Raw genomic sequence first — 20,057 nt, forward strand, 5'->3', positions numbered from 1 at the left:
TGTTGACTCTGGGATGGCAGTTTTACGGTTGATGAAGCGTGAGAGGGACAAGGCGGCGTATTCGCCAGCCATAGCCGTATTCAGGAATTTACACGTACAGAACGGTGCTACACTTGTATGTAGTGCATCTTTCTTTACGGTCAACCGGCAAGGTGTTAAATTGATCACGTTTTAGACCATTTTTTCGTCGGTACCACCAAAAATGATAAGGGCGAAAAAGGGTAACGGTTATCTTTTTGAAATACTGCGGGTCCGCTGTTACTCGTGTTTTGAATAGCTGCGACACCCGGAAACATCAGGCGATACGTCTTGTACCTCTATATTGAGACTCTGAAACAGAGACTGGATGCCATAAATCAACTGCGTGTGGATCGCGCGCTTGCTGCTATGGGCCCTGCTTTCCAGCAGGTATACAGTCTGCTGCCGACATTATTGCACTATCACCACCCGCTGATGCCTGGCTACCTTGATGGTAACGTTCCCCAGGGCATTTGCCTTTTCACGCCTGATGAAACCCAACAGCATTATTTGAACGAGCTGGAACTCTACCGCGGCATGCCGCCACAGGAGTCCCCGAAAGGTGAACTGCCGATTACCGGCGTTTACTCAATGGGGAGCACCTCATCGGTAGGGCAAAGCTGTTCTTCGGACCTGGACATCTGGGTCTGCCATCAGTCCTGGCTCGATAACGACGAGCGTCAGCTGCTGCAGCGTAAATGCAGCCTGCTGGAGAGCTGGGCGGCATCGCTCGGTGTGGAAGTGAGCTTCTTCCTGATTGATGAAAACCGTTTCCGCCATAACGAAAGCGGCAGTCTGGGTGGTGAAGACTGCGGCTCGACTCAGCACATCTTATTGCTGGATGAATTTTACCGTACTGCTGTGCGCCTGGCCGGGAAGCGTATTCTGTGGAATATGGTCCCGTGCGAAGAAGAAGAGCATTACGATGATTACGTCATGTCGCTTTACGCGCAGGGCGTACTGACGCCAAACGAATGGCTGGATCTCGGCGGCCTGAGTTCCCTGTCAGCAGAAGAGTATTTCGGCGCAAGCCTCTGGCAGCTCTATAAGAGTATCGACTCACCGTACAAAGCGGTGCTGAAAACGCTGCTGCTGGAAGCCTATTCCTGGGAATACCCTACGCCGCGCCTGCTGGCGAAAGATATTAAGCAGCGTCTGCACGACGGGGAAATCGTCTCCTTCGGGCTGGACGCCTACTGCATGATGCTGGAGCGCGTGACCGAATACCTGAAAGCCATTGATGACACCACGCGTCTTGACCTGGTGCGTCGATGTTTCTATCTCAAAGTCTGTGAGAAACTGAGCCGCGAGCGCGCCTGCGTGGGCTGGCGTCGTGAAGTGGTCAGTCAGTTAGTGAAAGAGTGGGGATGGGACGAAGCGCGTCTGTCCATGCTCGACAACCGGGCCAACTGGAAAATCGATCAGGTGCGCGAAGCGCACAACGAACTGCTCGATGCGATGATGCAAAGCTACCGTAACCTGATCCGCTTTGCGCGCCGTAACAACCTCAGCGTTTCCGCCAGCCCGCAGGACATCGGGGTATTGACCCGTAAGCTGTACGCCGCGTTTGAAGCGCTGCCGGGCAAAGTCACCCTGGTTAACCCGCAGATTTCGCCTGACCTGTCAGAACCGAACCTGACCTTTATCTACGTGCCGCCGGGCCGCGCGAACCGCACCGGGTGGTATCTGTACAACCGTGCGCCAAGCATGGATTCAATCATCAGCCATCAGCCGCTGGAATATAACCGCTATCTGAACAAGCTGGTGGCCTGGGCCTGGTTTAACGGCCTGCTGACCTCGCGTACGCGCCTGTTTATCAAAGGCAACGAGGTGGTCGATCTCGCTAAGCTGCAGGAGATGGTCGCGGATGTGTCGCACCACTTCCCGCTGCGTCTGCCTGCCCCAACGCCGAAAGCGCTCTACAGCCCGTGCGAGATTCGCCATCTGGCGATCATCGTCAACCTGGAATATGACCCGACGGCGGCCTTCCGCAATCAGGTGGTCCATTTTGACTTCCGCAAGCTGGACGTCTTTAGCTTTGGCGAGCAGCAAAACTGCCTGGTCGGCAGCGTGGACCTGCTCTATCGCAACTCGTGGAACGAAGTGCGTACCCTGCACTTCAACGGCGAGCAGGCGATGATCGAGGCGCTGAAAACCATCCTCGGCAAGATGCACCAGGATGCCGCGCCGCCGGACAGCGTGGAAGTGTTCTGCTACAGCCAGCACCTGCGTGGGTTGATTCGTACCCGCGTGCAGCAGCTGGTTTCTGAGTGTATCGAACTGCGTCTCTCCAGTACCCGTCAGGAAACCGGGCGCTTTAAAGCACTGCGCGTCTCCGGTCAGACCTGGGGCCTGTTCTTCGAGCGCCTGAACGTGTCGGTACAGAAGCTGGAAAACGCCATCGAATTCTACGGCGCGATTTCGCATAACAAGCTGCACGGTCTGTCGGTGCAGGTGGAAACCAACCACGTTAAGCTGCCGCAGGTGGTGGACGGCTTTGCCAGCGAAGGGATTATTCAGTTCTTCTTTGAAGAGTCGGGCGACGATGCCGGGTTCAACATCTACATTCTGGATGAGACCAACCGCGCCGAGGTGTATCACCATTGTGAAGGCAGTAAAGAGGAGCTGGTGCGCGACGTCAGCCGCTTCTACTCCTCTTCGCATGACCGCTTTACCTACGGCTCAAGCTTTATCAACTTTAACCTGCCGCAGTTCTACCAGATTGTGAACGTCGACGGCCGTACGCAGGTGATTCCGTTCCGCACCCAGGCCGTCACGCCTGCCGCGCCTGCCAATCAGGACACCGCGCCGCTGTTGCAGCAGTATTTTTCCTGACTCTTTTCGCCGGGTGGCGCTAACGCTTACCCGGCCTACGGTTCGAGCCGTTGTAGGCCCGGTAAGGCGTAGCCGCCACCGGGCGACAAAACTACCTGAAACTCACTGTCTCACCCGCCTGCGCGGTCGACGCCTGTTCCAGCAGATCCCAGAACGTTACGCCGCTGCGGTCGCAAACCCATTCCCCGTCTTTCAGATCGAAATGATAGCCGCCCTGTTTCGCGGCCAGCCAGACCTGGTGAAGCGGCTCCTGGCGGTTAATAATAATTTTGCTGCCATTTTCGAAGCTCAGGGTCAGAATACCGCCGTTAATTTCACAATCGATATCGCTGTCGCCGTCCCAGTCGTCAATACGCTCTTCGATGGTCATCCACAGGTTGTCGGCAAGGCGATGGAATTCACTGTCGTTCATGGTTTTGTTCCTGTTTTTCGTGATGCCGGCAGTATAACCCTAAATAATTCCCGTTGCAGGAAAGCGGCAAACTCTTGCTTTTGTGTCTTCTCCTGCGATGATAGAAACAGATTTGAACTTACGGGCAACTTTATAATGAAAAACGCTTTCCGAACGCTTGCCGTTCTCATCACGCTGTTTAGCCTGACTGGCTGCGGACTGAAGGGACCACTGTACTTCCCACCTGCGGATAAAACCGCACCGCCGCCGACGAAACCGGTTAACAGCGGCATTGAGTCTACCACGCCAAATACTAACGACCGTGGCGACAACGGTGGCCCGACTCAGGTTAATCTCTGACGACAACGTTCTGTACCCGCGCAATGGAGCAAATGATGCAGTTCTCTAAAATGCATGGCCTTGGCAACGATTTTATGGTCGTCGACGCGGTAACGCAGAATGTGTTTTTCTCCCCGGAACTGATCCGTCGCCTGGCGGATCGGCATCTGGGCGTGGGGTTCGATCAGCTGCTGGTGGTTGAGCCTCCGTACGATCCCGACCTCGATTTCCACTACCGTATTTTTAACGCGGACGGCAGCGAAGTTAACCAGTGCGGCAACGGCGCGCGCTGTTTTGCCCGCTTTGTCCGTCTGAAAGGGCTGACCAACAAGCGAGATATTCGCGTCAGCACGGCCAATGGTCGCATGGTGCTCAGCGTCACCGATGATGAGCTGGTGCGCGTAAACATGGGCGAGCCTAACTTCGAGCCCTCCGTCGTGCCGTTTCGCGCAAACAAAGCGGAAAAGACCTATATTATGCGGGCGGCCGAGCAGACAGTATTGTGCGGCGTCGTCTCAATGGGTAACCCACACTGCGTGATTCAGGTTGATGATGTGCAAACCGCGGCGGTCGAAACGCTCGGCCCGGTGCTGGAAAGCCACGAACGTTTCCCGGAGCGCGCGAACATCGGTTTTATGCAGGTGGTGAAGCGCGAGCACATTCGCCTGCGGGTTTACGAGCGCGGCGCGGGTGAGACTCAGGCCTGCGGAAGCGGTGCCTGTGCGGCGGTGGCCGTGGGCATCTCTCAGGGGTTACTGGCAGAAGAGGTTCGCGTGGAATTACCGGGCGGTCGGCTTGATATCGCCTGGAAAGGACCGGGTCATCCACTGTATATGACTGGCCCGGCGGCACATGTCTATGACGGGTTTATCCATCTATGAAACAACCAGGGGAAGAACTGCAGGAAACAGTGACGGAACTGGACGACAGGGCTGTTGTTGATTATCTGCTGCGCAATCCTGAGTTTTTTATTCGCAATGCACGCGTTGTCGAAGAGATGCGCGTGCCGCATCCGGTTCGCGGGACCGTGTCGCTGGTGGAATGGCATATGGCGCGCGCGCGCAACCATATTAACCAGCTTGAAGAGAACATGACGCTGCTGATGGAGCAGGCCAGCACCAACGAAAGCCTTTTCTATCGTCTGCTGCATCTGCAGGCGCGTCTGGCGTCGGCGCACAGTCTTGACGAGTTCCTCAGCCGCTTCCACCGCTGGGCTCGGGAGCTGGGGCTAGCAGGCGCAACGATTCGCCTGTTCCCTGACCGCTGGCGCATTGGCGCGCCGTCGGGGTTTACCCATCTGGCACTGAGCCGTCAGGCGTTTGAACCGCTGCGCATTCAGCGTCTGGGCCATGAGCACCACTATCTGGGGCCGCTGAACGGGCCTGAGCTACTGGTGGTATTACCGGAAGCCAAAGCGATTGGCTCGGTGGCGATGTCGCTGATGGGGCGCGACGGCGATCTGGGGGTCATGTTATTTACCAGCCGCGACGCGCATCACTATGAGCAGGGGCAAGCCACGCACCTGCTTCAGGAGATTGCCCTGATGCTGCCCGAGCTGCTGGAGCGCTGGATTGAGCGCGTATGACGGACGGACTGCTCGCCACTGACGTTTCGCGCTTTCTGCGCTATCTGGGCGTGGAACGCCAGCTAAGCCCCATTACGCTGCTTAACTATCAGCGTCAGCTTGATGCCATCATGCAGATCGCTGACGAGATCGGCCTGAAAAGCTGGCAACAATGTGACGCTGCGACGGTACGCGGATTCGTTGTGCGTAGCCGTAAAAAAAATCTCAGCCCGGCGAGCCTGGCGCTCAGGCTCTCAGCGCTGCGCAGTTTCTTCGACTGGCTGGTCAGTCAGGGTGGCTTAAAAGCCAACCCGGCAAAGGGGATCGCCACGCCGAAAGCCCCGCGCCATCTGCCCAAAAATATCGACGTCGACGACGTAAACCGCCTGCTGGATATCGACCTTAACGATCCGCTTGCCGTACGCGACCGCGCAATGCTGGAGGTGATGTACGGCGCAGGCCTGCGTCTGTCTGAACTCGTCAACCTTGACCTCAAGCATCTCGATCTGGAATCTGGCGAAGTGTGGGTAATGGGTAAGGGCAGCAAAGAGCGCCGCCTGCCGATTGGCCGCAATGCGGTCTCCTGGATTGAGCACTGGCTTGACCTGCGCGGGCTGTTTGGCTCCGACGAAGATGCGCTGTTCCTGTCGAAACTCGGCAAACGGATCTCGTCGCGTAACGTGCAGAAGCGCTTTGCGGAGTGGGGCATTAAGCAGGGGCTGAATAGCCACGTGCATCCGCACAAGCTGCGCCACTCCTTTGCAACACATATGCTTGAGTCGAGCGGCGATCTGCGCGGCGTGCAGGAGCTCCTCGGGCACGCAAATCTGTCTACCACTCAAATCTATACCCACTTAGACTTCCAACACCTTGCCTCGGTGTATGACGCGGCGCATCCACGCGCCAAACGGGGGAAATAATGCGTTTTTACCGCCCACTCGGTCAGATCTCAGCTCTGACGTTTGACCTTGATGACACCCTTTATGACAACCGCGAGGTGATCCTGCGTACCGAGCAGGAGTCGCTGGCGTTCGTGCAGAACTACCATCCCGCGCTGAAGGCGATACAGAACAAGGATTTCCAGAAGCTGCGCCAGTCCCTGCGGGAGACCGAGCCGGATATTTACCACGACGTGACCGAATGGCGTCGTCGCGCGGTTGAGCAGGCGATGCTTAACGTGGGTCTGAGCGCGCAGGATGCCGCCATTGGGGCGGAAGCGGCCATGGAAAACTTCGCCAAATGGCGCAGCCGTATCGACGTGCCGCAGGAAACCCACGACACGCTGGCGAAGCTTGCCGAAAAGTGGCCGCTGGTGGCCATCACCAACGGCAATGCCCAGCCGGAGCTGTTTGGCCTGAGTGATTATTTTGAGTTCGTGCTGCGTGCGGGTCCTCACGGGCGCGCGAAGCCGTTCAGTGACATGTACCATCTGGCGGCAGATAAGCTTAACCTGCCGCTGGGTGAGATCCTGCACGTGGGGGATGACCTGACCACGGACGTGGCCGGGGCTATTCGCTGTGGCATGCAGGCCTGCTGGATCAAGCCGGAAAACGCTGACCTGATGATCGCCTCCGATAGCCGTCTTCTGCCGCACGTGGAAATTTCGCGGTTGGCATCCCTCACGACGCTGATATAATCATCAATTGTTCTGTATAAATTAACAGGGTTTTGGCGAATGCTATTCGCCTGCCCGACATGACGTGACGGTGCCAATGGACGTTTCTTACCTGCTCGACAGCCTTAATGACAAACAGCGTGACGCGGTTGCCGCCTCGCGCACCAACCTGCTGGTGCTGGCTGGGGCGGGCAGTGGTAAGACGCGCGTGCTGGTTCACCGTATCGCCTGGCTGCAGAGCGTGGAAAACTGCTCGCCGTACTCCATCATGGCGGTGACGTTCACCAACAAGGCGGCGGCGGAGATGCGCCACCGTATCGCCCAGCTGATGGGCACCAGCCAGGGCGGCATGTGGGTCGGTACCTTCCACGGCCTGGCGCACCGCCTGCTGCGTGCGCACCACATGGACGCCAACCTGCCGCAGGATTTCCAGATCCTCGACAGCGAAGACCAGCTCCGTCTGCTGAAGCGCCTGATCAAGGCGATGAACCTCGACGAGAAGCAGTGGCCGCCGCGTCAGGCGATGTGGTACATCAACGGCCAGAAAGACGAAGGGCTGCGCCCGCACCACATTCAGAGCTTCGGCAACCCGGTCGAGCAGACCTGGCAGAACGTCTACAAGGCCTATCAGGAAGCGTGCGATCGCGCCGGCCTGGTGGATTTCGCCGAGCTGCTGCTGCGCGCCCACGAGCTGTGGCTCAACAAGCCGCACATTCTGCAGCACTACCGTGAACGCTTTACCAATATCCTGGTGGACGAATTCCAGGATACCAACAACATCCAGTACGCATGGATCCGTCTGCTGGCCGGTGATACCGGCAAGGTGATGATCGTGGGCGATGACGACCAGTCGATCTACGGCTGGCGCGGGGCGCAGGTGGAGAACATCCAGCGCTTCCTCAACGATTTCCCCGGCGCGGAAACTATCCGTCTGGAGCAGAACTACCGCTCAACCAGCAACATTCTGAGCGCGGCCAACGCCCTGATTGAGAACAACAACGGGCGTCTGGGTAAAAAGCTGTGGACCGACGGCGTCGACGGCGAACCGATTTCGATTTACTGCGCGTTTAACGAACTCGACGAAGCGCGCTTCGTGGTCAACCGCATCAAAACCTGGCAGGACAACGGCGGCGCGCTGGAGCAGTGTGCCATTCTCTATCGCAGCAACGCCCAGTCGCGCGTGCTGGAAGAGGCGCTGCTGCAGGTGAGCATGCCGTACCGCATTTACGGCGGCATGCGCTTCTTCGAACGTCAGGAAATCAAAGATGCGCTCTCGTATCTGCGTCTGATTGCCAACCGTAACGACGACGCGGCGTTTGAGCGCGTGGTGAACACCCCAACCCGCGGGATTGGCGACCGTACGCTGGACGTGGTGCGTCAGGCCTCGCGCGACCGCCAGCTGACGCTGTGGCAGGCGTGCCGCGAGCTGCTGCAGGAAAAGGCCCTCGCCGGACGTGCCGCCAGCGCATTACAGCGCTTCCTTGAGCTGATTGACGCCCTGGCGCAGGAAACCGCCGACATGCCGCTGCACGTGCAGACCGATCGGGTGATTAAAGACTCCGGCCTGCGCACCATGTACGAGCAGGAGAAAGGCGAGAAGGGCCAGACCCGTATTGAGAACTTAGAGGAACTGGTCACGGCAACGCGCCAGTTCAGCTACAACGAAGAAGACGAAGACCTGATGCCGCTGCAGGCGTTCCTCTCCCACGCCGCGCTGGAAGCGGGTGAAGGGCAGGCGGACACCTGGCAGGATGCGGTTCAGCTGATGACCCTGCACTCCGCCAAAGGTCTGGAGTTCCCGCAGGTGTTCATTGTTGGCATGGAAGAGGGGATGTTCCCGAGCCAGATGTCGCTGGATGAAGGCGGCCGTCTGGAAGAGGAGCGTCGTCTGGCCTACGTGGGCGTGACGCGTGCGATGCAAAAGCTGACGCTGACCTACGCCGAAACCCGCCGTCTGTACGGTAAAGAGGTCTACCACCGTCCGTCGCGCTTTATCGGTGAACTGCCGGAAGAGTGCGTGGAAGAGGTGCGTCTGCGGGCGAGCATCAGCCGTCCGGTCAGCCATCAGCGCATGGGCTCGCCGATTGCGGAAACCGATACCGGCTACAAGCTGGGCCAGCGCGTGCGCCATTCGAAGTTTGGTGAAGGTACCATTGTGAATCTGGAAGGCAGCGGCGAGCATAGCCGCCTGCAGGTGGCGTTCCAGGGGCAGGGGATCAAATGGCTGGTGGCGGCCTATGCGAAGCTGGAAACAGTCTAACATTCAGAAAAATATCATTATTTTGTAATAATCTGCTAGCCTTATACAGTGAAGGTCAATTAATGCCCTTCAGCGTTCCGTTGCGTGTTGACGCCGCAGTTATAGCTGGCGTAACATGCGCGCACGATTACGCTAAGAGGACATTCGCCTTGGACACACCCAGTAGATACTGGCTCAATTCCCTGTCATCCAGGAACAACTCCTAAGGCTATCTCCTCTTGCTGATGGCCTTAGTGGTTGTCAGCGACTGCTCTATTCCCGTCGCGCTGAGTCAGGCTGTTTAATGGTCTGAAACCCAATTTGTTTCTGTGTGCCCACCGAACTGTCCGATATTTTTTGCATTGGGAGTCCCGGTCATGTTGAGCGCATTTCAACTCGAAAATAACCGACTGACTCGGCTTGAAGCCGAAGAGTCACAGCCCCTCATTGATGCCGTATGGGTGGATCTGGTCGAGCCGGACGACGATGAGCGCCTTCGCGTACAATCTGAGCTGGGGCAAAGCCTGGCAACCCGCCCGGAACTGGAAGACATCGAAGCATCCGCCCGTTTTTTTGAAGACGAAGACGGTCTGCACATTCACTCCTTCTTCTTCTTTGAAGATGCGGAAGACCACGCGGGTAACTCCACCGTGGCGTTTACCATTCGCGACGGCCGTTTGTTTACCCTGCGCGAGCGTGAGCTACCGGCATTCCGTCTCTACCGCATGCGCGCCCGCAGCCAGGCAATGGTGGACGGCAACGCGTACGAGCTGCTGCTCGATCTGTTCGAGACCAAAATTGAACAGCTGGCGGACGAAATTGAAAACATCTACAGCGATCTGGAAAAGCTGAGCCGCGTGATCATGGAAGGCCATCAGGGCGATGAGTACGACGAAGCGCTCTCCACGCTGGCGGAGCTGGAAGATATCGGCTGGAAGGTGCGCTTGTGTCTGATGGATACCCAGCGTGCGCTGAACTTCCTGGTGCGCAAGGCGCGTCTGCCGGGCGGTCAGCTGGAGCAGGCGCGTGAGATCTTACGAGATATCGAGTCCCTGCTGCCGCACAACGAATCCCTGTTCCAGAAGGTCAACTTCCTGATGCAGGCGGCGATGGGCTTTATCAACATCGAGCAGAACCGCATCATCAAGATCTTCTCGGTGGTTTCCGTGGTGTTCCTGCCGCCGACGCTAGTGGCATCAAGCTACGGGATGAACTTCGAGTTTATGCCGGAGCTGAAGTGGAGCTTTGGTTACCCGGGGGCGATTATCTTTATGATCCTCGCGGGGCTGGCGCCGTATCTCTATTTCAAACGCCGGAACTGGCTGTAAAAATCTGGCGGGTGGCGCTGCGCTTACCCGCCCTACGATCGAATTCCCTCTCCCTGTGGGAGAGGGTTAGGGTGAGGGCAACATCACAGCCCTTTGCGCACCCTGCGTTGGGTATAAATCGCATCAGCGACGAAAATCGCCAGCGCCACCCAGATAAAGGCGAACGTCACCATCTTATCCGCCCCCGGTACCTCTCCGTAAAACACCACTGCCAGCAGGAACATCAGCGTCGGGCCAATGTACTGGAAGAAGCCCAGCGTGGAGAGACGCAGACGCGTCGCGGCACCGGTGAAGCACAGCAGAGGAATGGTAGTTACCACGCCCGCCGCCATCAGCATCAGGTTCAGCGACCACGGGTTGCTGCCCATGTGGCTGGTTGGGCTGTCGGCGATGCCGAAGAGATAAATCGCCGCCACCGGCAGCAGCCAGAGGGTTTCAAACAGCATCCCCGTCTGCGCTTCCACCGCAATCTTCTTACGCACCAGGCCGTAGAAGGCAAAGCTGAACGCCAGGCCGAGGGCAATAATCGGCAGCGAGCCGAAGGTCCACAGCTGCACCAGTACGCCGCAGAAGGCCAGAAGGACCGCTAACCACTGCATCCGGCGGAAGCGTTCGCCGAGGAAAATCATCCCCAGCACGATGTTTACCAGCGGGTTAATGAAGTACCCCAGGCTCGCTTCGAGCATGTGATGGTTATTCACTGCCCAGATAAACAGCAGCCAGTTACCGCCAATCAGCACCGCTGAGAGCGCCAGCAGGAAGACCTTTTTAGGGGTTTTAAACAGCGTTTTGACGCCCGACCACTGACGGCTGAGGCTCATCAGCGCGATCATAAAGAAGAATGACCAGATAACGCGATGAGTCAGGATCTCGTCAGCCGGAACGTAGGCGATAAGCTTGAAATACGCCGGGGCGATACCCCAAATAAAATAAGCGGCAAGGGCGAGTAAAACGCCCTGCCGCGTCTGTTTAGCATCCATCGGGAAAATCCGTTACAAAAAAGTGAATTAATTTTACCCGATTTTGCCGCCTCAACCCACCATATAAGTGGCGGTTGCGCTGGCGATATACACCTGTTCTTCGTTGTGTAACTCAACGCGCGCCACGGCGACTTTATTCCCCGCGCGCAGCAGGCTGCTGGTACAGGTAAAGCGATTTCCGCGTCCCGGGCGAAGATAGTCGACGCGTAAGTCGATAGTACCCATGCGCGCCAGACGCTGGCGAAGTTCGTCTTCGTTGATGGTGTCATGGCGGGTCAGCGTACTTCCCACGCAGACCAGACCTGCCGCCACGTCCAGCGCGGAGGCAATCACACCGCCGTGCAAAATACTTTGCGCCCAGTTACCCACCATCATCGGCTGGTTGTTGAAGCTCAGTTGGGCAAAGTCTTTCTCGTAACGCTCCAGCTCCAGTCCCAGCGCGCGGTTAAACGGCATATGGTAAACAAAAATCTCGCCCACGAGTTTTAACACTTCTTCGGCGGTAAGCATGGCTGACATGAGGCATCACATCCTTATTGTTAACGAAATGTTGATTTTATGCCGCGGCAACAAGGAATGCCACTTTCAGAAACGAGGATGCAGCAGTTGTCGCAGAAGTCTGTAGAATGTCCGCCACATAACTATTCAGGTAATTTTACTCTTTTGCAGGAGAACACCACCGATGCGGACGTATCTGGCATGGTTACTGGCAGCGGTTGCGCTGCCCTTCACAGCATATGCGCAGGAAGCGACGATCAAAGAGGTGCATGATAAACCTGCCGTTCACGGTAGCATTATCGCGAACCTTCTTCAGGAACATGACAATCCGTTCACGCTCTATCCGTATGACACCAACTACGTGATTTACACCCAGACCAGCGATCTCAACAAAGAGGCGATAAGCTCCTATAACTGGTCCGATAATGCGCGTAAAGATGAGGTGAAGTTCCAGCTCAGCCTGGCATTCCCGTTCTGGCGCGGTATTCTGGGGCCGAACTCGGTGCTCGGAGCGTCTTACACCCAGAAATCCTGGTGGCAGCTCTCTAACAGCGGAGAATCCTCGCCGTTCCGTGAAACCAACTATGAGCCGCAGCTGTTCCTCGGTTTTGCAACGGATTATGAGTTTGCGGGCTGGACGCTGCGCGATGTCGAAGTGGGCTTTAACCACGATTCAAACGGTCGCTCTGACCCTACCTCGCGCAGCTGGAACCGTGCTTATACGCGTCTGATGGCGCAGAACGGTAACTGGATGGTGGAAGTGAAGCCGTGGTATGTGGTGGGCGAAACCGATGACAACCCGGATATCACCAAATATATGGGCTATTACCAGCTCAAGGTTGGCTACCAGTTAGGTGATGCCGTGCTCAGCGCCAAAGGTCAGTACAACTGGAACACCGGCTACGGTGGTGCGGAAGTGGGCTTAAGCTATCCAATGACGAAGCATGTCCGCATCTATACTCAGGTGTACAGCGGTTACGGCGAGTCGCTTATCGATTACAACTTCAACCAGACCCGCATCGGCGTGGGTGTGATGCTGAACGATATTCTCTAGGCTGCTCGAATGTTTTTGCGTTAAACGTTGAAGTTTCTCTTTCAGGCGCTGAAAATAGCGCCTGTTTCATTTCAGGCATATGGGGTTAACGTGGCGCAGGCGGAAGTATTGAATCAGGAGTCGCTGGCTAAACAGGTTTTGCATGAAACCTTTGGCTACCAGCAGTTCCGCCCTGGCCAGGAAACCATCATTGAAACGGTGCTGGAAGGCCGTGACTGCCTGGTGGTGATGCCGACCGGCGGCGGTAAGTCCCTCTGTTATCAGGTGCCCGCGCTGGTGCTTAACGGCCTGACGGTCGTGGTATCCCCACTCATTTCTCTGATGAAAGACCAGGTTGACCAGCTGCTCGCCAACGGCGTGGCGGCCGCCTGTCTTAACTCCACGCAAACCCGGGAGCAGCAGCAAGAGGTGATGGCCGGGTGCCGCACCGGGCAGATCCGCCTGCTGTATATCGCCCCGGAACGCCTGATGCTGGATAACTTCCTCGACCATCTCGCGCACTGGAACCCGGTGCTGCTGGCGGTGGATGAAGCGCACTGTATCTCCCAGTGGGGACACGATTTCCGCCCGGAATACGCTGCCCTCGGCCAGCTGCGTCAGCGCTTCCCCGAGCTGCCGTTTATGGCGCTCACCGCCACGGCGGATGACACCACGCGGCTGGATATCGTTCGCCTGCTGGGGCTGAACGACCCCTATATTCAGGTCAGCAGCTTCGACCGCCCTAACATCCGCTATATGCTGATGGAAAAGTTCAAGCCGCTGGATCAGCTCCTGCGCTACGTCCAGGAGCAGCGCGGCAAGTCCGGCATCATCTACTGCAACAGCCGTGCGAAGGTGGAAGACACCGCCGCGCGTCTGCAAAACCGCGGCTTTAGTGCCGCCGCGTATCACGCCGGGTTAGAGAACCACATCCGCGCCGACGTGCAGGAGAAATTCCAGCGCGACGACCTGCAAATCGTGGTTGCGACGGTGGCGTTCGGGATGGGGATTAACAAGCCGAACGTGCGCTTTGTAGTGCACTTCGACATCCCGCGCAACATCGAATCCTACTATCAGGAAACCGGTCGCGCCGGGCGTGACGGGCTGCCTGCGGAAGCGATGCTGTTTTACGATCCGGCCGATATGGCGTGGCTGCGCCGCTGTCTGGAAGAGAAACCGCAGGGACAGCTGCAGGATATTGAGCGCCACAAGCTCAACGCGATGGGCGCGTTTGCTGAAGCGCAAACCTGCCGCCGTCTGGTGCTGCTCAACTATTTTGGTGAAGGGCGCCAGGAGCCTTGCGGCAACTGCGATATCTGCCTGGATCCGCCGAAACAGTACGATGGTCTGATGGACGCGCGTAAGGCGCTCTCGACCATTTACCGCGTGAACCAGCGCTTCGGGATGGGCTACGTGGTGGAAGTGCTGCGCGGTGCCAACAACCAGCGTATCCGCGATATGGGCCACGACAAGCTGCCTGTCTACGGGATCGGCAAGGACCAGAGCCACGAGCACTGGGTGAGCATCATTCGCCAGCTCATTCACCTCGGCTTTGCCACGCAGAACATTGCCCAGCACTCCGCGCTTCAGCTCACGGAGGCCGCGCGTCCGGTGCTGCGCGGTGACGTTGAGCTCAAGCTCGCCGTGCCGCGCGTCATCGCCCTGAAGCCACGCGTGATGCAGAAATCCTACGGCGGCAACTACGACCGCAAGCTTTTCGCCAAACTGCGTAAGCTGCGTAAGGCCATCGCCGACGAAGAGAACATCCCGCCTTACGTGGTGTTCAACGACGCGACGCTCATCGAGATGGCCGAGCAGATGCCGCTCAGCGCCAGCGAGATGCTCAGCGTCAACGGCGTGGGGACGCGCAAGCTGGAGCGCTTTGGTAAAGAGTTTATGGCGCTCATCCGCTCTCACGCCGATGGTGATGATGAGGAGTAGTCAGCCGGGCGAAAAAGTGCCAGGATGATGACTCACTGAATTATTTCCCCGCGAGTTAATTATGTTGATGCTATTTCTCACCGTGGCGTTAGTGCACATTGTTGCGCTGATGAGCCCGGGACCGGACTTTTTCTTCGTGTCACAAACGGCCGTCAGCCGATCCCGCAAAGAGGCGATGATGGGCGTGCTCGGTATCACCATGGGCGTTATGGTCTGGGCGGCCGTTGCGCTGCTCGGTCTGAACCTGATCCTGGCGAAGATGGCCTGGCTGCATAACATCATTATGGTTGGCGGCGGGCTGTACCTGTGCTGGATGGGCTACCAGATGCTGCGCGGGGCGCTGAAGAAAGAGCAGAAAAAACCGGAAGAGCCAAAGGTGGAGCTGGCAACGGGCGGCCGCAGCTTTGTAAAAGGGCTGCTGACCAATCTGGCAAACCCAAAAGCGATTATCTATTTCGGCTCGGTGTTCTCGCTGTTTGTCGGCGATAGCGTCGGTGCGGGCGCACGCTGGGGCATCTTCCTGCTGATCGTTGTTGAAACCTTTGCCTGGTTTACCATCGTGGCCAGCCTGTTTGCCTTACCGGCGATGCGCCGCGGCTACCAGCGTATCGCTAAGTGGATTGATGGCTTCGCCGGCGCGCTGTTCGCCGGCTTCGGCATTCATCTCATCATTTCTCGCTAAGCATGACGCGCTGACGCAAGCAGCGCGCCAACCAGCATAAACAGCGAGCCAAAGACTTTATTCAGGGCCTTCATCTGCTTAGGCCCTTTAATCCACGCCGCAATCCGCTGCGCCAGCGTCGCGTAACCAATCATCACGATGATATCGACAATAATGGTGGTCGCGCCCAGCACCACGTACTGCATCACCTGGGGCTGATGCGGCACGATAAACTGCGGGAACAGCGCGGCGAGGAACACGATGCTCTTCGGGTTGGTCAGGTTGACGAACACCGCACGCTTAAACAGATGACCGCGGTTTTGCGTCTGCGCGAGCGTGTTCAGGTTGATGGAGCCTGCCGCGCGCCACTGCTGGATGCCGAGCCAAATCAGATACGCCGCCCCGGCCCATTTCAGCACCTCAAAGGCCAGTACCGAGCGGGAGAACAGAGTCCCCAGACCAATCCCAACCAGCACGATATGAATGCCCAGCCCGGTCTGCAAACCGGCAATTGACGCTGCCGCACCGCGATAGCCGTGGTTGATGGAGGTGGTCATGGTGTTAATGGCGCCCGAGCCCGGTGAAAGGCTAAGGATGATGGATGTCAGCAGGTAAGCGAACCACCACTCGAAGGTCATTTGAAACTCCCGAATCGTCTGTTTTTATGCCACAATACGCTATTGTTGAGTCATTTTGTGACCGGTTACGAAAAAACGATATTCCTTGGCTTAGGTGAGTAGAAACCCGATGTTTCAGCAGAAAAAGGACTGGGAAACACGAGAAAACGCATTTGCTGCTTTCTCCATGGGGCCGCTGACCGATTTCTGGCGCCAGCGTGAGGAAGATGAGTTTACGGGCGTCGGTGATATACCGGTACGCTTTGTGCGTTTTCACGATAAGAAAAATGACCGGGTCATCGTGGTTTGCCCCGGGCGTATCGAGAGCTATATCAAATACGCCGAACTGGCCTATGACCTGTTCCATCTGGGCTTCGATGTGTTGATTATCGATCACCGCGGGCAGGGGCTTTCTGGCCGCCTGCTATCGGATACGCATCGCGGCCACGTGGATAACTTCAGCGATTACGTCGACGATCTTGCCGCGTTCTGGCAGCAGGAGGTCGAGCCCGGCCCCTGGCGGAAGCGCTATATTCTGGCGCACTCGATGGGCGGTGCGATTTCAACGCTGTTTTTACAGCGCCACGCTCACCAGTGCGACGCCATTGCGCTCACCGCGCCGATGTATGGCATCGTCATGCGTTTTCCTGACTGGATGGTGCGTCATATTCTTGATTGGGCTGAGGGCCATCAGCGCATTCGGGAAGGCTATGCCATCGGGACGGGACGCTGGCGGGCACTGCCGTTTGCGATGAACGTGCTGACCCACAGTCGCCAGCGGTATCGTCGTAACCTGCGTTTTTATGCCGATGAACCGCGCCTGCGCGTGGGGGGCCCGACCTACCACTGGGTGCGGGAAGGTATCCTTGCCGGTGAGCAGGTTCTGGCGGGTGTCGGCAATGACGATACACCAACACTCCTGATTCAGGCGGAAGAAGAGCGTGTGGTGGATAACCGCATGCATGACCGCTATTGTGAACTGCGCGCGGCCGCCGGTCACCCTTGTGAAGGGGGAAAACCGCTGGTCATTAACGGCGCGTACCATGAGATCCTTTTTGAAAAGGACGCTATGCGCTCAGTCGCGCTCAACGCCATTGTTGAATTTTTCAACAGGCATAATTGATTATTGTTTTCCACCAGAGGTTGAAATCCCTATGTACCAGGTTGTTGCATCTGATTTAGATGGCACGCTGCTTTCCCCTGACCACACCCTGTCGCCTTACGCGAAAGAGACCCTAAAGCTGCTGACGGCACGGGGCGTGAACTTTGTGTTTGCCACCGGCCGCCACCACGTCGACGTGGGGCAGATCCGCGATAATCTTGAGATCAAATCGTACATGATCACCTCCAACGGTGCGCGCGTGCATGATACCGACGGCAACCTGATCTTCACCCACAACCTGGATCGCGATATTGCCGCCGATCTGTTTGGCGTGGTGCACAATAATCCGGCTATCGTCACCAACGTTTATCGTGACGACGACTGGTTCATGAACCGCCACCGCCCGGATGAAATGCGTTTCTTCAAAGAAGCGGTATTTAACTACTCCCTGTACGAGCCGGGCCTTCTTGAGCCGGAGGGGATCAGTAAGGTGTTCTTCACCTGCGACAGTCACGAAGAACTGCTCCCGCTGGAGCAGGCAATTAACGCCCGCTGGGGCGATCGCGTCAATGTGAGCTTCTCAACCCTGACCTGTCTGGAAGTGATGGCGGGTGGCGTCTCCAAAGGCCACGCGCTGGAAGCCGTCGCGAAACGTCTGGGCTTCGAGCTGAAAGACTGTATCGCCTTTGGTGACGGCATGAACGATGCCGAAATGCTGTCGATGGCAGGCAAGGGCTGCATTATGGAGAATGCGCACCAGCGCCTGAAAGATTTGCACCCGGAGCTGGAAGTGATCGGCACCAACGCAGACAATGCGGTACCGAAATACCTGCGCAAACTGTTCCTTGAATAATCTTCATTTGGTTGTTTATTGCTCAGATGTCAACTAAAGAGTTCGCTACAATGCCTCTCCTTCTTTCTGAGAGACAAGCATTGTGGCGCTACTCATTATCACCACTATCCTGTGGGCCTTCTCCTTTAGCCTGATTGGCGAATACCTTGCCGGTTCGGTCGACAGCTACTTCTCGGTGCTGATGCGCGTGGGGCTGGCGGCGCTGGTATTCCTGCCGTTTCTGCGTACGCGCGGGCAATCGCTGAAAACGATTGTGCTGTACATGCTGGTGGGGGCGATGCAGCTCGGCATCATGTACCTGTTCAGCTTCCGGGCTTACGTCTATCTGTCCGTCTCGGAATTCCTGCTCTTTACCGTGCTGACGCCGCTCTACATCACGCTGATATACGATCTGCTGAGTAAACGCCGCCTGCGCTGGGGATACCTGCTGAGCGCGGCGCTGGCGGTGATTGGCGCGGCGATTATTCGCTATGACAAAGTCAGCGATCACTTCTGGACCGGACTGATGTTCGTCCAGCTCGCCAACATCAGTTTCGCCATCGGCATGGTGGGCTACAAGCGCCTGATGGAAACCCGCCCGATGCCGCAGCATAACGCGTTCGCCTGGTTTTATATGGGCGCCGCGATTGTCGCAGTGGCGGCGTGGTTTATGCTCGGTAACCCGCACAAGCTGCCGACCACCTCCGTGCAGTGGGGCGTGCTGATCTGGCTGGGCGTCGTGGCTTCCGGGTTGGGGTACTTCATGTGGAACTACGGCGCGACGCAGGTCGACGCCGGTACGCTGGGGATCATGAACAACGTGCATGTCCCGGCTGGGTTGTTGGTCAACCTCGCCATCTGGCAGCAACAGCCGCACTGGCCGAGCTTCCTTATTGGGGGAGCGGTGATCCTGGCTTCGCTGTGGGTCCATCGCCGCTGGGTCGCTCCGCGCTCCGCACAAACGGAAGATGGTCGCACGCGTGGTTCCGCGCTGAGCGAATAAACGCCTCCGTAATCGGCTGACGCTGCTCGCCATCGCGCACGGCGGCGTACAGTCGGCTCCACAGTCCTTCCCCCAGGGTTTTGGTCTGCACAAGACCCTGGCGTTCAAAGCTCTCTACCACCCAGTGCGGCAGCGCCGCGATACCCATTCTGGCCGCCACCATCTGAATCAACAGCAGGGTGTTATCCACGCTTTTCAGCTGCGGACTGATGCCCGCGGGCTGCAGGAAGTGGCGCCAGATATCCAGACGACTGCGCTGGACCGGATAAATCAGCAGCGTTTCCGTCGCCAGGTCTTCCGGCGTGATGCGCGTTTTCGCCGCCAGCGGATGATCCGGTGCCAGCACCAGGCGTACTTCATAATCAAACATCGGCGAATAGTGCAGGCCGCTGCGCGGCAGAATGTCAGAGGTCATCACCAGGTCCAGCTCGCCCTGCTGCAGCGACGGCTGCGGATCAAAGGTCACGCCGGATTTGAAATCCATCTCCACCTGCGGCCACTTCTGGCGGAAGTTCTCAAGCGCGGGGGTCAGCCACTGAATACAGCTGTGGCACTCAATGGCGATACGCAGCGTGGTTTGCTGCGGTTCGTTACACGCCTGCAGCGCGCTGGCGATTTGCGGCAGGACCTGATTCGCCAGCTGCAACAGGATCTCACCTTGCGGCGTAAAGCGCAGGGGCTGGCTCTTACGCACAAAAAGACGGAAGCCGAGGCGTTGTTCCAGATCGCTGAACTGGTGAGAAAGGGCGGACTGGGTCTGGTGCAGCGTGGCAGCCGCAGCCGCGAGCGAGCCGCAGTTCCGCAACGCTTGTAGCGTTTTCAGGTGTTTTATCTCGATCATGAAAGTCCTTCACTTCGCCATGAACATATTGCGCTTGAGGAATATACAGTAACTGCCAATTATGGATGTGTAAACATCTGGACGGCTAAAATCCTTCGTCTTTTAAATTTATGGTGCGTTGGCTGCGTTTACCCACCCCGGTCACTTACTCATGTAAGCTCCCGGGGATGAGCAAACTTGCCGCCTTCCCTAAATTCAAAATCCAAAGGATTTACAATTA

Annotated in this window: 20 protein-coding genes; 15 read left to right on the forward strand and 5 right to left on the reverse strand. The window is 57.3% G+C overall.

What is annotated here, in order from left to right:
* The first annotated feature begins 309 nt into the window (after positions 1-309).
* Positions 310-2,853 (forward strand): class I adenylate cyclase, encoded by a 2,544-nt coding sequence (cyaA, locus tag ACDO57_RS22720; RefSeq protein WP_023309629.1) that lies wholly within the window; start codon positions 310-312, stop codon positions 2,851-2,853.
* 91 nt (positions 2,854-2,944) lie between these two features.
* Here cyaA and cyaY read toward each other — a convergent pair whose 3' ends face one another.
* Positions 2,945-3,265: an iron donor protein CyaY gene (gene cyaY, locus ACDO57_RS22725; RefSeq protein WP_090420923.1), complete on the reverse strand. Its 321-nt coding sequence runs from the start codon at positions 3,263-3,265 to the stop codon at positions 2,945-2,947.
* A gap of 135 nt (positions 3,266-3,400) precedes the next feature.
* Here cyaY and ACDO57_RS22730 point away from each other — a divergent pair, with 135 nt between their 5' ends.
* From ACDO57_RS22730 to corA, 8 genes are all read left to right on the forward strand, one after another.
* Complete coding sequence (locus tag ACDO57_RS22730) at positions 3,401-3,604, forward strand: lipoprotein (RefSeq protein ID WP_024907980.1); 204 nt, start codon at positions 3,401-3,403, stop codon at positions 3,602-3,604.
* A gap of 35 nt (positions 3,605-3,639) precedes the next feature.
* The gene (dapF, locus tag ACDO57_RS22735) at positions 3,640-4,464 is read left to right on the forward strand and encodes a diaminopimelate epimerase (RefSeq protein WP_024907981.1); all 825 of its coding nucleotides are present in this window, start codon (positions 3,640-3,642) and stop codon (positions 4,462-4,464) included.
* Positions 4,461-5,168, forward strand: coding sequence for a DUF484 domain-containing protein (locus tag ACDO57_RS22740; protein WP_048989630.1), 708 nt, complete (start codon positions 4,461-4,463; stop codon positions 5,166-5,168). Before dapF ends, ACDO57_RS22740 begins: the two co-directional genes overlap by 4 nt.
* Positions 5,165-6,067, forward strand: a complete 903-nt coding sequence (gene xerC, locus ACDO57_RS22745; RefSeq protein ID WP_370884611.1) for a tyrosine recombinase XerC — start codon at positions 5,165-5,167, stop codon at positions 6,065-6,067. The genes ACDO57_RS22740 and xerC overlap by 4 nt, the downstream gene beginning before the upstream one ends.
* A complete protein-coding gene (gene yigB, locus ACDO57_RS22750) occupies positions 6,067-6,783 on the forward strand; it encodes a 5-amino-6-(5-phospho-D-ribitylamino)uracil phosphatase YigB (protein WP_045909227.1) in 717 nt (238 codons plus the stop codon). Before xerC ends, yigB begins: the two co-directional genes overlap by 1 nt.
* Before the next feature lie 76 nt (positions 6,784-6,859).
* The gene (gene uvrD / locus ACDO57_RS22755; protein ID WP_032646073.1) at positions 6,860-9,022 is read left to right on the forward strand and encodes a DNA helicase II; all 2,163 of its coding nucleotides are present in this window, start codon (positions 6,860-6,862) and stop codon (positions 9,020-9,022) included.
* Between the two features lie 149 nt (positions 9,023-9,171).
* Positions 9,172-9,228 (forward strand): YsgD/CorL family protein, encoded by a 57-nt coding sequence (gene ysgD, locus ACDO57_RS22760; RefSeq protein WP_212743980.1) that lies wholly within the window; start codon positions 9,172-9,174, stop codon positions 9,226-9,228.
* 150 nt (positions 9,229-9,378) lie between these two features.
* Complete coding sequence (gene corA / locus ACDO57_RS22765) at positions 9,379-10,329, forward strand: magnesium/cobalt transporter CorA (protein WP_008501540.1); 951 nt, start codon at positions 9,379-9,381, stop codon at positions 10,327-10,329.
* An 83-nt stretch (positions 10,330-10,412) separates the two neighbouring features.
* Here corA and rarD read toward each other — a convergent pair whose 3' ends face one another.
* Positions 10,413-11,309 carry an EamA family transporter RarD gene (rarD, locus tag ACDO57_RS22770; protein WP_248273423.1) on the reverse strand — a complete coding sequence of 299 codons (897 nt, stop codon included), beginning with the start codon at positions 11,307-11,309 and terminating at the stop codon, positions 10,413-10,415.
* A 51-nt stretch (positions 11,310-11,360) separates the two neighbouring features.
* The gene (gene yigI, locus ACDO57_RS22775; RefSeq protein ID WP_008501538.1) at positions 11,361-11,828 is read right to left on the reverse strand and encodes an acyl-CoA thioesterase YigI; all 468 of its coding nucleotides are present in this window, start codon (positions 11,826-11,828) and stop codon (positions 11,361-11,363) included.
* 163 nt (positions 11,829-11,991) lie between these two features.
* Between yigI and pldA the strand changes: the two genes are divergently transcribed.
* From pldA to rhtC, 3 genes are all read left to right on the forward strand, one after another.
* Positions 11,992-12,861 carry a phospholipase A gene (pldA, locus tag ACDO57_RS22780; RefSeq protein ID WP_024907987.1) on the forward strand — a complete coding sequence of 290 codons (870 nt, stop codon included), beginning with the start codon at positions 11,992-11,994 and terminating at the stop codon, positions 12,859-12,861.
* Between the two features lie 90 nt (positions 12,862-12,951).
* The gene (recQ, locus tag ACDO57_RS22785) at positions 12,952-14,781 is read left to right on the forward strand and encodes an ATP-dependent DNA helicase RecQ (protein WP_047345452.1); all 1,830 of its coding nucleotides are present in this window, start codon (positions 12,952-12,954) and stop codon (positions 14,779-14,781) included.
* A gap of 61 nt (positions 14,782-14,842) precedes the next feature.
* Positions 14,843-15,463: a threonine export protein RhtC gene (gene rhtC, locus ACDO57_RS22790; protein WP_024907989.1), complete on the forward strand. Its 621-nt coding sequence runs from the start codon at positions 14,843-14,845 to the stop codon at positions 15,461-15,463.
* On the opposite strand, the gene rhtB is transcribed toward rhtC, so the two are convergent.
* Positions 15,460-16,080 carry a homoserine/homoserine lactone efflux protein gene (gene rhtB / locus ACDO57_RS22795; RefSeq protein ID WP_008501533.1) on the reverse strand — a complete coding sequence of 207 codons (621 nt, stop codon included), beginning with the start codon at positions 16,078-16,080 and terminating at the stop codon, positions 15,460-15,462. The genes rhtC and rhtB overlap by 4 nt on opposite strands.
* Before the next feature lie 109 nt (positions 16,081-16,189).
* Between rhtB and pldB the strand changes: the two genes are divergently transcribed.
* The 3 genes from pldB to ACDO57_RS22810 all read left to right on the forward strand — a co-directional run bounded on the left by pldB (position 16,190) and on the right by ACDO57_RS22810 (position 18,996).
* On the forward strand, positions 16,190-17,182 hold the full coding sequence (gene pldB / locus ACDO57_RS22800) for a lysophospholipase L2 (RefSeq protein WP_024907990.1): 993 nt from the start codon (positions 16,190-16,192) through the stop codon (positions 17,180-17,182).
* A 31-nt stretch (positions 17,183-17,213) separates the two neighbouring features.
* On the forward strand, positions 17,214-18,014 hold the full coding sequence (gene yigL, locus ACDO57_RS22805; RefSeq protein WP_024907991.1) for a sugar/pyridoxal phosphate phosphatase YigL: 801 nt from the start codon (positions 17,214-17,216) through the stop codon (positions 18,012-18,014).
* Between the two features lie 82 nt (positions 18,015-18,096).
* A complete protein-coding gene (locus ACDO57_RS22810; RefSeq protein ID WP_370884612.1) occupies positions 18,097-18,996 on the forward strand; it encodes a carboxylate/amino acid/amine transporter in 900 nt (299 codons plus the stop codon).
* Here the strand turns inward: ACDO57_RS22810 and metR are convergent.
* Positions 18,884-19,837: an HTH-type transcriptional regulator MetR gene (gene metR / locus ACDO57_RS22815; protein ID WP_032646068.1), complete on the reverse strand. Its 954-nt coding sequence runs from the start codon at positions 19,835-19,837 to the stop codon at positions 18,884-18,886. The two genes, ACDO57_RS22810 and metR, sit on opposite strands and share 113 nt — an antisense overlap.
* Positions 19,838-20,057: the final 220 nt, after the last annotated feature.

Origin of the sequence: Enterobacter cloacae complex sp. 2015409 (assembly GCF_041365315.1) — a bacterium.
Lineage (GTDB): Bacteria > Pseudomonadota > Gammaproteobacteria > Enterobacterales > Enterobacteriaceae > Enterobacter > Enterobacter pseudoroggenkampii.